This window comes from Pseudomonas sp. H2_D02 (assembly GCF_054677635.1).
The window spans coordinates 4233798-4248460 of the sequence record NZ_CP162816.1; the positions used below are offsets into that span (position 1 = coordinate 4233798).

13 protein-coding genes are annotated in these 14663 nt (G+C 59.0%); 6 read left to right on the plus strand and 7 right to left on the minus strand.

Annotated features, from left to right (window positions below; translation table 11 throughout):
- The first annotated feature begins 7 nt into the window (after positions 1 to 7).
- Together AB4N42_RS19340 and AB4N42_RS19345 are read left to right on the plus strand one after the other, a co-directional pair.
- On the plus strand, positions 8 to 181 hold the full coding sequence (locus tag AB4N42_RS19340; protein WP_187293371.1) for a DUF6026 family protein: 174 nt from the start codon (positions 8 to 10) through the stop codon (positions 179 to 181).
- A gap of 212 nt (positions 182 to 393) precedes the next feature.
- Entirely contained in the window at positions 394 to 2133 is a 1740-nt protein-coding gene (locus AB4N42_RS19345; RefSeq protein ID WP_460115180.1) for a phosphoethanolamine transferase CptA, read from the plus strand.
- Between the two features lie 23 nt (positions 2134 to 2156).
- Here the strand turns inward: AB4N42_RS19345 and AB4N42_RS19350 are convergent, their stop codons facing one another.
- From AB4N42_RS19350 to AB4N42_RS19365, 4 genes are all read right to left on the minus strand, one after another.
- Positions 2157 to 2651, minus strand: a complete 495-nt coding sequence (locus AB4N42_RS19350) for a GNAT family N-acetyltransferase (RefSeq protein ID WP_030142718.1) — start codon at positions 2649 to 2651, stop codon at positions 2157 to 2159.
- A gap of 56 nt (positions 2652 to 2707) precedes the next feature.
- Complete coding sequence (gene zapE, locus AB4N42_RS19355) at positions 2708 to 3829, minus strand: cell division protein ZapE (protein WP_030142719.1); 1122 nt, start codon at positions 3827 to 3829, stop codon at positions 2708 to 2710.
- A gap of 201 nt (positions 3830 to 4030) precedes the next feature.
- Positions 4031 to 4372: a nuclear transport factor 2 family protein gene (locus AB4N42_RS19360; protein ID WP_030142720.1), complete on the minus strand. Its 342-nt coding sequence runs from the start codon at positions 4370 to 4372 to the stop codon at positions 4031 to 4033.
- A gap of 51 nt (positions 4373 to 4423) precedes the next feature.
- Positions 4424 to 5140 carry a helix-turn-helix transcriptional regulator gene (locus AB4N42_RS19365; protein WP_030142721.1) on the minus strand — a complete coding sequence of 239 codons (717 nt, stop codon included), beginning with the start codon at positions 5138 to 5140 and terminating at the stop codon, positions 4424 to 4426.
- A 142-nt stretch (positions 5141 to 5282) separates the two neighbouring features.
- On the opposite strand from AB4N42_RS19365, the gene AB4N42_RS19370 reads away from it, so the two are divergent.
- Positions 5283 to 5753: an LEA/WHy family protein gene (locus AB4N42_RS19370; RefSeq protein WP_030142722.1), complete on the plus strand. Its 471-nt coding sequence runs from the start codon at positions 5283 to 5285 to the stop codon at positions 5751 to 5753.
- Here AB4N42_RS19370 and AB4N42_RS19375 read toward each other — a convergent pair whose 3' ends face one another.
- On the minus strand, positions 5754 to 6677 hold the full coding sequence (locus AB4N42_RS19375; RefSeq protein ID WP_431145590.1) for a carbon-nitrogen hydrolase family protein: 924 nt from the start codon (positions 6675 to 6677) through the stop codon (positions 5754 to 5756).
- Between the two features lie 84 nt (positions 6678 to 6761).
- On the opposite strand from AB4N42_RS19375, the gene AB4N42_RS19380 reads away from it, so the two are divergent.
- Positions 6762 to 7670, plus strand: a complete 909-nt coding sequence (locus tag AB4N42_RS19380) for a LysR substrate-binding domain-containing protein (protein WP_198797000.1) — start codon at positions 6762 to 6764, stop codon at positions 7668 to 7670.
- Positions 7671 to 7674: 4 nt separating this feature from the next.
- Here the strand turns inward: AB4N42_RS19380 and AB4N42_RS19385 are convergent, their stop codons facing one another.
- Positions 7675 to 7929: a hypothetical protein gene (locus AB4N42_RS19385; RefSeq protein ID WP_030142725.1), complete on the minus strand. Its 255-nt coding sequence runs from the start codon at positions 7927 to 7929 to the stop codon at positions 7675 to 7677.
- Positions 7930 to 8091: 162 nt separating this feature from the next.
- Between AB4N42_RS19385 and AB4N42_RS19390 the strand changes: the two genes are divergently transcribed.
- A complete protein-coding gene (locus tag AB4N42_RS19390) occupies positions 8092 to 8409 on the plus strand; it encodes an ElaB/YgaM/YqjD family protein (protein ID WP_030142726.1) in 318 nt (105 codons plus the stop codon).
- Between the two features lie 57 nt (positions 8410 to 8466).
- Here the strand turns inward: AB4N42_RS19390 and AB4N42_RS19395 are convergent, their stop codons facing one another.
- On the minus strand, positions 8467 to 9498 hold the full coding sequence (locus AB4N42_RS19395; RefSeq protein ID WP_030142727.1) for an Ldh family oxidoreductase: 1032 nt from the start codon (positions 9496 to 9498) through the stop codon (positions 8467 to 8469).
- Between the two features lie 243 nt (positions 9499 to 9741).
- Here AB4N42_RS19395 and AB4N42_RS19400 point away from each other — a divergent pair, with 243 nt between their 5' ends.
- Positions 9742 to 14544: a dermonecrotic toxin domain-containing protein gene (locus AB4N42_RS19400; RefSeq protein WP_460115181.1), complete on the plus strand. Its 4803-nt coding sequence runs from the start codon at positions 9742 to 9744 to the stop codon at positions 14542 to 14544.
- Positions 14545 to 14663: the final 119 nt, after the last annotated feature.

The window sequence follows — 14663 nt, forward strand, 5'->3', positions numbered from 1 at the left end:
GTGAGCAATGGGCCCAGTCGTTACCGCACGTCCTCCCCAAACCCTTTACGTGACCATTCGTCGCGACGAATTACGCCTGCTGAAAGAAGAGCGTGATCTGCTGCTTGATGAAGTGACGCAGTTGCGCTTGCAGTTGCAACACGCACAGCTTCCCTACCAGGGCCAGGCTTTGGCTCGCTGAACCCACCTGTCACGGAGGCAAGGCAGTTGAAGTGACACCGGGCAAGCCGGTGTCACTTCAAAAAGCTCCTCGCCACAAGCAATTCGTAACCAAAAAACTCACAAAGTTTTCACATCCTCCCCTTAATACTCCCGCGCACTGAATTATTTCGTCGAATGCCATGAGCACCAATCCGGTGCCAGAAGCTTCGTCGATGAGGGCTGGAGCGCTTGATGAGTGTGTTCAAACGCAGCAAAACGACTGCGAAAGGTTTCGACTGGGCCGGGCTCGGCTGGCTGTTTCTATTCTTCTGGTATTTTTCCGGCATCACCCAATTACTCATCCTGCTGAGCGACACCTCCGGCTTCACCGGCTTTCGCCAGGCCTTCGTGATGAGTGCCCTGTGGCTGGCGCCGATGCTGCTCTTCCCTACCCGCACTCGCCTGCTCGCCGCACTGATCGGCGTAGTGCTGTGGGCGTGCTCCATGGCCAGCCTGGGCTATTTCTTCATTTATCAGCAGGAATTTTCCCAAAGCGTCATCTTCATCATGTTCGAATCGAACGTGGCCGAAGCGGGCGAATACATGACCCAGTATTTTGCCTGGTGGATGGTGCCGGCATTCCTCGCCCACACATTGGTGGGCTATTTCCTCTGGACCCGTTTGCGCCCGGTTTATCTGCCGCGAGGCCAGGCCATGGTCGCCGCCGCCGTGATCATGGTCGCCGTGGTGGGTTATCCATTGATCAAGCAGACCCTGCGCACCGGCACTCTCGCCCGCGGCCTGGAGAAATTCGAGGATCGCATCGAGCCGGCAGTGCCGTGGCAGATGCTCGTGGCGTACCGTCGCTACACTGAACAGCTGGAGAACATGCAAGGCATGCTTCACAGCGCCAGCACCATCGCGCCCCTGAGCAACCTCAAGGACACCATGGCCAACCAGCCCGCAACGCTGGTGCTGGTCATCGGTGAATCCACCAACCGCCAGCGCATGAGCCTCTACGGCTACCCGAGGGAAACCACGCCGGAACTGGACAAGCTCAAGGACCAGCTCGCGGTGTTCGACAATGTCATCACCCCGCGCCCGTACACCATCGAAGCGCTGCAGCAGGTGTTGACCTTCGCCGACGAAGAAAACCCGGACCTCTACCTGAGCACGCCGTCGCTGGTGAGCATGATGAAACAGGCCGGCTACAAGACCTTCTGGATCACCAACCAGCAGACCATGACCAAGCGCAACACCATGCTGACGACCTTCTCCCAACAGGCCGACGAGCAGGTGTACTTGAACAACAACCGCAACCAGAATGCCGCCCAGTACGATGGCGACGTGATCGAACCGTTCAACAAGGCATTGGCCGATACCGCGCCGCGCAAGCTGATCGTGGTGCACCTGCTCGGCACGCACATGAGCTATCAGTACCGTTATCCGCCGACCTTCGACAAGTTCACCGATCGCCAAGGCGTACCGGCAGGCGTGCGTGACGACCAGGTCCCGACCTACAACAGCTACGATAACGCGGTGCTGTACAACGACTTCGTGGTGTCCAGCCTCATCAAGGACTATGCCAAGACCGACCCCAACGGTTTCCTGCTGTACCTGTCGGATCACGGCGAAGACGTATTTGATTCGCCGGGGCATAAGACCCTGGGGCGCAACGAGGGCAAGCCAACGGCGCCGATGTATACCATTCCATTCATGGCCTGGGCCTCGCCGAAATGGCGCGAAGCCCATGACTGGAACCTCGCCGACGACTTGGGACGCCCCTACAGCAGCTCGCACCTGATCCATACCTGGGCGGACATGGCCGGCTTGAGCTTCGACGAACTGGACCGCAGCAAAAGCCTGGTCAGCGATGCGTTCAAGGCCAGGCCACTGTTGATCGGCAATCCGTACCAGAACCAGCACAAGGCCTTGATCGACTTCAGCCTCATGAAACCCACGGGGCCAGCGGGACAGGTCGTACAGAAATAATCGGAGCTGGTTGAAGCCCGCTGTTACAGGGGTTTGATCCAGAACTGCATGAGGCCGTGGGCCGGCTCGAACATGCCGGGGGCAAATCCGAACTTGGCGTAACTGGCCTGGGCCACGGCATTGCCTTCCAGCACCTCCAGGGTGATCTTGCAGCATCCGCGCTGGCGAGCGATGTCTTCGACTTTGCGCAGCATCTTCTGACTCAGGCCCAGCCCGCGAAACGCCGGCATCACGGCAACGTCATGGACATTCACCAAAGGCCGGCAGGCAAAGGTGGAAAAACCCTCGAAGCAGTTGATCAACCCCGCCGGTTCGCCATTGACGAACGCCAGTACGCTAAAGGCATGGGCGCGCTTGGCCAGTTCTTCAGGCAAGTGCGCAAGCACCTCGGCCGGCAGCGAATGACCTCCCCCCATCGGGTCCTCGGCATAGCCGTTGAGCACATGACAGATCGCTTCCGCGTGGACCGGATTGGTGTAGCTGGCTTGGAGTACAAGGATGTCCTTGGCTTCTTCCATGATTGTTCCATCTCGTTTCGATAAGGCCGGCGGCGTGGTCGCCGACAGGGTTCAGGTCAGGCGAACTGACCGAAACGTTGCAATTGCATTTCCTGGAGGCGACTGAGGGTACGGCGAAACGGGAATTGCAGATAGCCCTCGGTGTACAACTGGTCCATCGGCACCTCGGCCGACAGGTACAACGGCACCTTGCGGTCATAACATTCGTCGACCAGGGCGATGAACCGCCGCACGCCGTCGTCGTGAACCGACAACTGCGGCAGTTCGCGATCACCGGCCTCGACCCGCTCGATCCCGTCTTCGGTGCCACGGGCAATGCGCCCTTCGCGCTGCTCGGCGCTCAGGTTGGGCACGTCACTGAGCAGGATCGCCTTGAAACGGTCGCACAGCGCCATGAAATCCACCGCCGAAAACGGCTGTTCGCACAGGTCCGGGTAACGACTCCACAGCACCGTGTCGCTGGCCTGCACCGGCACGACCAGGCGATGGCCCACCTCGACCGGCGCGCTGCTCGACGCCTGCCCCGCGCTCAACCTAGCAAACACATCCGCCAATGGATCGACCAGGCCGGGATCGCGCAGCCAATAGCGCTGTTGCAAGACACCCGGATGCTGGCGATGGTCCTGCCAGCCATTCACGGGAACGACCTGCATGTACTGCTTGATCGCGGCAATGGTCGGCAGGAACCGCTCACGATTGTGGCCATTGGCGTAGAGCTCGTCGGGCGGCAGGTTGGACGTGCTGACCACGACCATGCCCAACTCGAACATCACCTGGAAGAGACGACCCAGGATGATGGCGTCGCCGATGTCGGTGACGAACAGTTCGTCGAAACACAGCACTCGCACCTCGCGACTCAACTCGCGGGCCAAGGCCTGCAACGGGTCAGGCGTGCCGGTGAGCTGGAATGAGCGCTGGTGGACCCAGGCCATGAAATGGTGGAAGTGTTGGCGACGGGCTGGAACCTCGAGGCTTTCGTAGAAGCGATCCATGAGCCAGGTCTTGCCGCGCCCTACCGGGCCCCAGAGATACACACCCTTGATCGACTTGCGGCCTTCGTGCAATGCCTTGTGACACTGCTCCAAGGCCATGATGGCCAGCTCCTGGGCTTCATCCTGGACGAAACCGTGATGTTCGATGGCATGTTGCCAAGCGCTCAAGGGGGATTTGGAAATCATGCGACCCAGGTCCGGAAGGCGAAGGTGCGGAGTATGCCATGCAGCGCAACCCGGTGAGCGTTTCACTGCCTATGGTTCACCCCAAACCTTGTGGCGAGGGAGCTTGCTCCCGCTCGGTTGCGCAGCGACCGCAAGATTTTTTGGGACTGCTGCGCAGCCCAGCGGGAGCAAGCTCCCTCGCCACAGCTTCGCTCCTACTTCTCATACAGAAATATCCAACCGGCTGATCTTGCCCTGCTCATCGAGCCGGAACGTGTAGCGTAACTCCAGCGGACTGCCGGGGAAGGTTCCCGAGATCAGGTTGTGGACCAGCACCCTCCCGGTGCGCTGCTGAACGTCGAGGACTTCGACCCGCGGCTGGTAACGTCGCGCGGTGTCCTCCATCCATTGGGCGATGGCCTGGGTACCGACCCGGTGGTGGCCCTCATCGAAAACGTTGGCATTCTCGGCAAAGAAACGCGTCGCCGCCGAGCTGTCGCGGGCGTTGGCCGCGGCGATATAACCGGCAATGGCCGGAGCAAGGGAAGAGACGGGGTTGGACATGTCAGGGCTCCTTGTTGTATCGATCCGCAGCCATGCTAAAACAGTGTCATGTCAGTTTTTGTCAGGAGTGAAACGCCCCGCTTCATCCAGGTTCATCAGTGCAAACCAGGCTCGCAACAAGTCACTGCGCCGGCCCGGATAACGCTCACCCTGGGCCGTCGCGGCAGCAATCCGGTCGGTGCGAAAGGTCCGATAGGCACCGCGCAACTCACACCAGGCCACCACCACCCGGGCCTCGTTGAAAAATCCCAGGGCCAGGGGCCAGATCAAGCGTTGGCTCGGGTTCTTGTTCACGTCGGCGTAATCGATATGCAGCTTGGCCTGAGTGCGAATGGCTTGGCGGTAGACGTTCAGGTCGACGATGTTCTGGGGGTAGCCATAACCCGGGGGGCCCGGCAGTACCGTCGGGTTATGCAAGGCGTCCCGCAAACCGGGCGCCAGCACGGCATCGACCTTCGCCAAGGCGTCGGCGGCGGCCTTGCCCAGCACCTCATCGCCGCGCTGGTCGACGTAGCGCAAGCCCAGCACGATGGCTTCGATTTCATCGGCGGTGAACATCAAGGGTGGCAGGAACAGCCCGCTGCGCAACACATAGCCGATGCCCGCCTCGCCCTGGATCGGCGCGCCCATCGCCGTGAGTTCGGCGATATCGCGATACAGCGTGCGCTCGGACACCTTCAACTCGGTCGCCAATGTCGCGGCGGTGACCGGGCATCGCTTGCCCCGCAGGACTTGCAGCAACGTGAGCAGCCGAGTGGTTCGCGACACGATAGAAAAAGATCCGAAGGAAATTCGCAGCAGATTAGCAGAGGCTGGTGTCAGAAACTGTCAGGAGGACGGTACTCCGCCACGGATGATGGTTCCACCCAGTGTTATTGTTGTGCCCCACAGTCCCGATGAGAAAGTCTCCATGCGCAAAATCCTCGGTTTGTCTCTCATCCTGGCGGTACTCGGCCTGAACGCCTGCGCCCTCTTCCAGCATCGGGACCCATTGAATATCAACGTGGTCGGCATCGAACCATTGCCCAGCCAGGGCCTGGAGCTGCGCTTTGCGGTGAAGCTGCGCCTGCAGAACCCCAACGAGACCACCATCGACTACAACGGCGTAGCGCTGGACCTGGAGGTCAACGGTCATACATTGGCGACAGGCGTCAGCGACCAGACCGGCTCGATCCCGCGTTTTTCCGAAGGCATCCTGAGCGTACCGGTGAGCATTTCGGCTTTCTCGGTATTGCGCCAGACACTGGGCCTGAGCCAGACCCAAAGCCTCGACAACCTGCCTTATGTACTCAAGGGCAAACTCGCTGGCGGACTGTTTGGCACGATGCGCTTCGTCGACCGCGGAACCCTCGACTTGCCCGGATCCACGGCCACCTGGTGATCAACCGGTAAAACGCACGCCTGGCTTGGCGCGCTCATCCACCACCAACTCGAATACATCCGGTCGGGCGTAATGGCCAACCACGTCATAGTCATAGCGCGCCCGCACCAGCTCGTCGGTATCGACTTCAGCGGTCAACAACCCCGCAGTGCCCTTCAACGGTCCGGCCAGCACATCCCCCATCGGCCCGACAATCACGCTGCCGCCCGCGATCAGGGGCCGCTCCGCCGGCCAGTTCGCCACGTCGATGCCCAACGCCTGTGGCGACGCCTGGACCTGGCAGGCACTGACCACGAAACACCGTCCTTCGTGGGCGATATGACGCATGCTCACCTGCCACATCTCCCGTTCATCCACCGTCGGCGCACACCAGACGTCCACGCCTTTGGCGTACATGGCCGTGCGCAGCAGCGGCATCATGTTCTCCCAGCACACCGCCGCACCTACGCGCCCGACCTGGCTGTCGATCACCGGCAACGTCGAGCCGTCGCCCTTGCCCCAGATCAGTCGCTCAGTGCCGGTGGGCATCAACTTGCGGTGCTTGGCCACCAGGCCTGCGTCCGGTTCGAAATACAGCGCGGTGCAGTACAAGGTATTGCCAGCACGCTCAATGACACCCAGCACCAGACTGGCCCCGGTGCGCGCCGACAAGCCGGCCAACGCCTCCGTCTCGACGCCCGGCACGTCGATGGCGTTGGCGAAGTAGCGCCCAAACGCCTCGCGCCCTTCCGGCAACCGATAACCCAACTGGGTTCCGAAACCCTCGCCCTTGGGATAGCCGCCCAACAGCGCCTCGGGCATCACCACCAAACGAGCGCCAGCTTCAGAAATGGCCTCTTCGTAGGAAAGAATCTGCGCCAATGTTTCGGCTTTGCCCCCCGGCAACGAGCCGATCTGCAAGGCAGCGACGATGGATTTAGGCATGGTCTTGAACTCCGTGATTTCAGGTGTTGCCGATTCTCCAGTGTCGACGGATCATGAATAAAGCCCAGCATGCTGCTAAAAGATATGAACCAAATGAATATCGCCGACGTAGACCTGAACCTGCTGAAAACCTTCGAAGCGTTGCACGACGAATCCAGCGCCAGCCGCGCGGCCCTGCGCCTGGGCGTGACTCAGTCGGCTATCAGCGCCGCGCTGCGCAGGCTTCGAGGGCTGTACGACGATCAACTGTTCGTGCGCACGGGCCGCGGCCTGGCCCCGACGCTGCGGGCCAATCAGTTGAAGCCGGTGATCAGCGATGCGCTGGACAAATGCCGGCAAAGCCTGGCGATGGTCGATCCGGGCGCCAGCCACTATGAGGGCCGCTCGGTCATTGTCGGGTTATCCGATGATTTCGAGATCGCCCATGGGCGGCGCCTGATCGAGGAAGTGGCGCGGCGAGCGCCGGGCCTGCGCTTGATTTTTCGCCAGACCCACAGCCAGATCGTCGGGCGCGCCTTGATGGAGCGCAGCCTCGACCTGGCAATCACGGCGGGGGGGTTTACCGAACGGCTGCTCAGTCGCCAGGTCTTGGGAGAAGGCGACTACGCCTGCCTGGTGGATCCGGCCAGCCTCGAGGAAGGTGAGCAGGGCCTGAGCCTGGACGCCTTCGTAGCGCGTGAGCACCTGTTGGTGTCGTCTGGAGGTTTCATCGGCATCACCGACGAGGGGCTGGCCGGGCTCGGCCTGCGTCGGCGTGTCTGTGCCTCGACCACGCACTTCGCGGCGCTGCCGTTCCTGCTCAAGGGCAGCCAGGCCGTGGCGACGATCCCGGGCCATGCCGCCAAGGCCATTGCGGCCCTCAGCGGCCTGGCATTGCTGCCCTGCCCGCTCGCCTTGCCCCGCTACCCCATCGAACTGGGATGGCGAACCCACACGCCGATGGACCCGGCCGCCAGCAAAGTGCGCGAAGCGATCGTCGCCACCTTCGCTTGAATGTTTATTTATTGGCGGCCATCAGCCGGTTGACCTCGCTGCGCACCATGTTGGCGTACTCCGGAGGCGACATGCCGTCCAATTCCGCACGCACCCATTCGGCCCATTTGCCCTTGCGCTTGGAACGCTCGCCAAACAACCGGGCAGCGTCGCCCTTGGCCTTGCCCAGGTTGTTTTGCCACAACTCGAAGAGCCGGGATTTTTCGTCCTCCAGCGCCGCACGCTCGGCCAGGGACTTGTCAGCCAGATTGAAACTCATGGGGGATTACCTGTTGCGTAAATAGGCGCCATCTTACACCTTGAGCGGAAACGTCTTAACCACGATTTTAACTGCGCCAGCATGACGCACGCCCAATGCTGCAACTTTCAAGCAAGCGCAACACTCCACTGTTCACTGCCATCATCCTCAAGGAGTACCTCAATGGCTCGTAGAAGCGTCGCGCAACCGAACGGAGAGCAAATCAAGGATCAAGCCTTCAGCGAACTGAAAGCGTTGATCGAGGAGTCGGAGAAGTTACTCAAGAGCAGTGCCGCCCTGGTGGGTGAAGATGCCGAGGACCTGCGCGGCCAGATCGCCCAGAAGCTGCAACAGGCCCTGGACGCAGTCGCCAGCGCTCGGGAGCGCACGCGACCGATGGTGGATGCGACGGAAGTCTACATAGGCGGCCATCCGTGGCAGACCGTCGCGATTTCCGCAGGCTTCGGGCTGGTGGTGGGGTTGTTGCTCGGGCGTCGCTGAGCGCCGGTCCATGGCGAGGGAGCGTACTCTCTCGCCACAAAAACAATCGTTTGCGGTTTACAGTCCGGCCAATTCGCGCAACTGCGCCAGCGTCTGCTCGTCCAGCGTGATCCCCTGCTCATTGGATTTGCTGCGCTCACGGTGCCGACGATCACCTGGCAAGCGGCGCAATCCCACACCGTGCATCTGCCTGACCAGTTCCTGGCTACGCTCGGCGAAACCTTGCCCGGCGGCCTTGCTTGGGTCGATCACGATCAGCAGTTGCCCAGTCCATGGCGTCTTGGCGCCCGGGTGATTGTGCCAATCGAACTCGAAAGAGAAATTCCCGCCGGTCAACGCCGCTGCCAGCAACTCGACCATCATCGACAGCGCCGAGCCCTTGTGCCCGCCAAACGGCAGGAGCGCGCCACCCTCCAGGATTGCCTTCGGGTCACAGGTCGGCTGGCCAAGGCTGTCGACACCCATGCCGGGTGGCAAACGCTCGCCTTTGCGCGCGGCGATCTGTACATCACCGTGGGCGATGGCGCTGGTGGCCAGGTCGAAGACGATCGGCTCGCCTCCGGCGCGTGGCGCGGCGAAGGCGATGGGGTTGGTGCCGAACAGCGGGCGGTCCGCGCCATGGGGCACCACGCAGGTCATGCTGTTGACCACGCTCAGCGCCACCAGTCCCTCATAGGCAAACGGCTCGACATCCGGCCACAGCGCCGCGAAGTGATGGGAGTTGCGTATCGCCAGCACTGCAATCCCGGCGCTGCGGGCTTTTTCCACCAGCAGCGGCCGGGCAGCTTCCAGGGCGGGCTGGGCAAAACCGTTGCAGGCGTCCACCCGGACGAACCCGGAGGCGACGTCTTCGACCACCGGCACCGCCTGGCCATCGACCCAACCGCTGTTCAGCGTCGAGACATAGCCGGGTATGCGGAACACGCCATGGCTGTGGGCACCGTCACGCTCGGCGGCGGCACAGTTCAGGGCCAGGGTGCGGGCGACATCGGCCGAGGTGCCATGGCGTTTGAAAACCAGCTCCAGCAGACCCGCCAAAGCGTCGAAGGATAAAGTGCAAGAACCGGCATGATCGGGTAGCGCGGACATCTGAAGCTCCTGATGGATTTATTGGAGGTAGCAACAGCGCAAGAGAAAGACCAGGTGATTAAACACCGCTGCACGAGCGCGCTGTCAACCGTTGTAGAAGTCCTTCGAAACCCCACGAGGCTGACAGGCCTCCCAACCCTACGTGCGGTAACTATGTACCGCCTCTGCTCATTCATCGCTCCCTAGTCTGGCCGCTTCATAGACCTGGGCGCCGCCCTGCGACGCCACGACCGAGAAGCGACGATGAGTACAGAAACCACGCCACTCCTGTTCCCCGAGGTACTGGCCGCCAGATACCTGCAAGACTTGAAGGCAGGCCATGGATTGACGCAGGCAGAGCTCGACTGGCTGCAAAATGCATCCCTGTCCAGCCACACGCTGCGCCAAGCCCAAACGCCGCAGATGATCGCCGAAACGATTCTATTGGCAGGCGACTCAAAACCGCCCATTCCGCTGGCCGGCTGCTTCGCCCTGCGCAGGCCTGCACAAGACGACGGTTCGCAAGGCGACCCCGCTTTTCTGTATACGCCTTGGGATGGAATCAAAAGGTTCGACGCCCCCAAATCACTCGAGGACAACATTGCCCAAGTACTGAGAAAGCCCTTGGAGCGCGACAAGCTGTTCAGTCTCCTGTCGATGGTCCAACGCAGCGAATTGAATGGCGCGATCGCTATCCAGCAGAGCCGAAGAACCATTGATGGCGATATCTTCAAAACCCAAATCGAATCCATCGAAGATGCCCAGGACCTTAATGCCTCGTCCATGGTGAAAGAGCTGATCGCACTGCCCTCGCTTGTCTCGATGGTGGACCAGGCGCTCAAGGAAGTCCTGCCGAACCTTGACCCCAGGCAGATTCGTATTGCGCTTACGAAGACCGATCAACCGCAAGCGGTGAAACCGGTCAAGGTCACCGAGAGCATTGCGCTGAGCGATGCTGTACTGGTCTATTTTCACAACCGAGGATGGCCTGCCGGGCACGATATTGATCTGACTCATCCCGGCTCCCCTGCCTCCAGCTACACCGCGCAAGCGTGGGAAACCAAAATCCGGGAAACGGCTACGAAACTCATTCCGAAACTGACCGACTGCATCACTGAGTTCTGGGATGCCCTCGGCCCGCTCTACATCACTCGCCGTAAGTTTCTTTCCCAGGTCATTCATGACCGCCTGTTGGCTACTATTTTCGTCGAACGGGACAAAGAGGGCCTGACCGACGCGCAAAGCGGGGAATTGCTTCGGCTGCTGAGGCCGTCTCGCCGGGATGAACCTCTGCTGTCCATCGAAACAGTACGTCTTTGGGAATATGAACCGAACTACGTGGAACTGGCCGGCAGCTTGAAGATCAGCGGCAAGGAAAACTATCTGGTTACGCCTCACCAAGGCCTATTGAAAGTAAACAGTTATCTCGACTTTAAAGAGACGCTGTTTGATACCGACGAGCAAAAAAATGCGATCTATGAACTCCTGAGCCTGGATGAGCGCAACCGGTTCCTGCAATTTGACCAGCCGCAGATTTCAGGCAAGCCCATAAACTTGCCGGTCGCCGAGTCCCTGGCCAACACAATCATTGATAAGCAGCGTGTGAACCTGCGATATGCGCTGGAAATGTCCCGCCAGGCCGAAGTGGATATCCATGCGCTCGTTGATAAAGCGCTCGACATACGCGCCTTTATCCATAAAGACCTGCTGAAGCAGACAGTCACCGGACATTGGGGCACCCAACCTACGTTCTACGGAAAACTGCGGCCTTCAACGTACATGGCCGACCAAATGCAACGAAAGGCGACGACGTATGAGGAGATCGAAAGCGGCGTCGACGAGCTTCTCACTCGGATGCCCATCACCAAGGTGACTGATCTGAGTGTTGAGCTCGACAAACTGCGTACGAAACTCACCAGTGCCTTTTCATTTGGCATCCGTGCAGAAGCCGAACTTAGAGCGTCCAATGCAACCCTGCCATCGATTGTAAATGAACTGATCGAAACGGTTTTTGAGTTCGACAATGATTATCCGCAGCGCGAGGACCGCAAAGGAGTCCGGGGATTTCGACCCGACGTCTATTCGTTGAGACTGTCCTGCAAATCAAACGATGTGACTGTTTTCCAGTCGCTCGCCAATTGCTTCCTATTGACCGAACGAGGAGGACTGGACACACCTCATTCGGGCATGGCGATTCTCTGGACACCCGCTGACGGACTGCAGGCTTTCAGCTCGGTCGAGGTCGCTACACAACAATTGAATCGGCAACTGCTCGACTCCCAGAGGCGTTTTGGCTTGCTTGTCAATTTGAAGCCAGCCGAACGCAAGCCCCATCGACATTACCAGCTTGAAGACTTTGAACTGGTCACCGGTAATGTACTTCTGAATCGAATGAACTCGTTCATTAGCCACTTGGTGGCTGAATATGGTTATCTCAGCACATTGAAGATCGGGAACAGCGAACTGACACCGTCGGAGTTAAACGACGGTCTTAAAGCGCTCTTGAAGAATGGGGCACCCACCAATCTGAAACGCGCCCTGTCCATTGCCAGGGCATACGAGCGGCAGCAGAAGCTTCCCGCCTGGCTGGGCACGGCCCCCCTTGAAGAGCAACGCCTGCATATCGAAATACTCGAGCAATACAGGAACAGCACCGCTGAAGGCAAGGACTACCTGGACGGCATTGAGTCTCTGCGCAGTTATGTGCAGAAAAGACTAAAGACGTTAATGGACGCGCGCTTCCCGGGAAAAAAACTGAACCCGGAGACCATTCAAATCACGCCAAGGCTTGCGATTGTCGGGCCAGCCTGCTCCTTGACGGATTTTGCGCTGCAACACAAAGAGGTGACCGAAAAAGACTTCACGGTTTCGTCAACATCGACCGAGAAACTGCCGGACGGTTTTAACGAGGCAGCCGTCAGGGCTCTTCTGTCATCGCTGGATATTTCTACCACCTATAAAACAAGCGTTAGCCGGGTACTCACTGGCGACGCGGGGAACGTCCAGCCCAACAGTCGACGCTTTGCCCAGCAGTTACCTTGGCAACTGCTTCAATATGCCCATGCGAGGTATCTACAACAATACCTGTCCCCGGCAGCCTTCGACCTTGTCCGCCAAGTACTTGACATGCCGGACGCGATCGCGCGCCGGGCGGTAAAAGGCACCCAAGCGCTTATTCGGCCCCTGGAATTGATCACGACCCAGGGAGCCACGGCGGTGAAGGCATTGGGGCTTTATTTGATCAGTTCAAGCACCGCGCCAACCGGCTCCCATATCCTTTACTCCCCCTACTACGAAGGTCATCAGCTCACCGAGTTCAAGGATGAGGCGAGTGTCGTCGCGGCCTTCAATCAGCCCGGTTTGCTGCAGAACCTGCTGATTCGCCGCCTGCCCGAGGCGCAGCAAGCCACCTTCAAGAATCTTTTTGCCGCTACCCTGGGGCAAACATCGGAAATCACCCTGGCTTCGAATCCGATCAACACTAATACGCTTGACGAAATCTACAGCGATAACGCGAAGCTGATCTCGAACTTGTTCACCTCACAAAACCAGGACAATGGCTCGTTCGACTGGTCGACGGTCGTGCACCTGCTCAGTTCTGGCGCAAAGCTGATAAGAAAAGACTTGCCTGCCAAACTCAACTTCCTGGAAACGCTTCGGGAGAGTTACGAAGATTTCAAGGCCTCATCCGAAGCCTTGCAAGAACATGACTATAAAGCGGGCCTGTACGACTTTATTGCCGGCGCGGCAGAGATGGTGTCATTGGGTTTCTTGAATCGCGACGATACGTTTGGCCTTCTGGACCCCATCGAGCCCAGCACCAGTAACCCGGCATCGTCGGCCTGGAAAGATATCGCGAGCACCTCAGCGAATCGCACCGATCTGCAGGTGTTCGAAGCCACCAACATAAGCCTCGCGAACCTGAAGAAAAACGCTGTGGATGGCACCTTCAGGTCACTGGCAACCAGCAGACTTTATGTCCCCCTCGCCGGCAAAGTCTATCAGGTCGCCAAATACAACCAAACCTGGCGCATCGTTCGCGGTGAGTCCCAGGGACCATTGCTCAAGCGCTCCTCTGACGGTAAGACCTGGGTAATCGATACCGAGCGCCAGACCATCCACTTTGGCAAGGCTGCGTCGAAACTGTCCGTCGTCTACAGCGACTTGAGAGCCAAGGGAGAACTGAATATCGAAGCCAGGGGAATGGCTGAAATACAGAGGAAGTACCCAAGCCGCGCCAAGATGATTATGCAAGCATTGGAAACAGCAAGGTTCTATACATCCAATGCCCTCCATAACCTTGAGCGTCTGAAGCGACTGGTTCTTCCAGGCTCGCGGATGGATACCTATCTGACCACCATGTTCGGGGTAAACAGCGTCGACGCCAAGCTTCTCGGCAAAATAGAAAAAGCAATTTCACCGATATGCCGGGCATTGGCCAACCCCACTTGGGGAAAACAGAATGGGGAGCGCTTTGTAGTCGGCCATTTAAAATATCTGGAGGATAGGGCCACAGCCTTTGTGTTCGACGGCTCGGGCGCCAAAAGGATTTATCTCACCCAATTCTTTTTCCACATGGAACTGGGTTGGTATAGATCCGCCGTACCACAGCCCTTCGATGTTGACGCCCATGGTCAAGGAGCGGTCATTATTCACGAGATGTCCCATCTGCTTACGCACACGATCGATATCATCTACCTGGACACCATGAATCCCTTTCTGGATTTGATCTCGACGGTAAGCCACCTCGGACAGAAGAAATACGACGAGCAAAAAGAGTTGCAGGAGGAAGGTCTTTCGCTGGCTACGCCAAAATCCAAGTTGTTCACCGACTGGGATGAGACAACCAACACCTACAAAAGCATTGATCAGTTGCCTGGACACAAGGAGGTCGCCAGGGAGGTCCTGAAAACGACCGGTACCCGGAACATGGACGCGGCACGGGATGCCTTCCTCGACCCGACTTCTGCAGACAAACGTATCGACGTCATCCTGCGCAACGCCGATTCCATTACGCTGCTGATCTGCGAGTTGGGACGCCAACTCGATCCGAGCCCTCCACATTGATCTTTTTTTCACGACGCTTATGCGACTGTCCGATGCAGGAGCGAATGCGCATACCTTTCAAACATGAGAAAAAACGGGCAGTTACTGCGCAAACGCCATCATCGCTGTTCTCGACAATG

Bases quoted from the DNA above. Each gene is read 5' to 3' on its own strand.
- AB4N42_RS19340 (WP_187293371.1), top strand. From the start codon at position 8: ATGGGCCCAGTCGTTACCGCACGTCCTCCCCAAACCCTTTACGTGACC.
- AB4N42_RS19345 (WP_460115180.1), top strand. From the start codon at position 394: ATGAGTGTGTTCAAACGCAGCAAAACGACTGCGAAAGGTTTCGACTGG.
- AB4N42_RS19350 (WP_030142718.1), bottom strand. From the start codon at position 2,651: ATGGAAGAAGCCAAGGACATCCTTGTACTCCAAGCCAGCTACACCAAT.
- zapE (WP_030142719.1), bottom strand. From the start codon at position 3,829: ATGATTTCCAAATCCCCCTTGAGCGCTTGGCAACATGCCATCGAACAT.
- AB4N42_RS19360 (WP_030142720.1), bottom strand. From the start codon at position 4,372: ATGTCCAACCCCGTCTCTTCCCTTGCTCCGGCCATTGCCGGTTATATC.
- AB4N42_RS19370 (WP_030142722.1), top strand. From the start codon at position 5,283: ATGCGCAAAATCCTCGGTTTGTCTCTCATCCTGGCGGTACTCGGCCTG.
- AB4N42_RS19375 (WP_431145590.1), bottom strand. From the start codon at position 6,677: ATGCCTAAATCCATCGTCGCTGCCTTGCAGATCGGCTCGTTGCCGGGG.
- AB4N42_RS19380 (WP_198797000.1), top strand. From the start codon at position 6,762: ATGAACCAAATGAATATCGCCGACGTAGACCTGAACCTGCTGAAAACC.
- AB4N42_RS19385 (WP_030142725.1), bottom strand. From the start codon at position 7,929: ATGAGTTTCAATCTGGCTGACAAGTCCCTGGCCGAGCGTGCGGCGCTG.
- AB4N42_RS19390 (WP_030142726.1), top strand. From the start codon at position 8,092: ATGGCTCGTAGAAGCGTCGCGCAACCGAACGGAGAGCAAATCAAGGAT.
- AB4N42_RS19395 (WP_030142727.1), bottom strand. From the start codon at position 9,498: ATGTCCGCGCTACCCGATCATGCCGGTTCTTGCACTTTATCCTTCGAC.
- AB4N42_RS19400 (WP_460115181.1), top strand. From the start codon at position 9,742: ATGAGTACAGAAACCACGCCACTCCTGTTCCCCGAGGTACTGGCCGCC.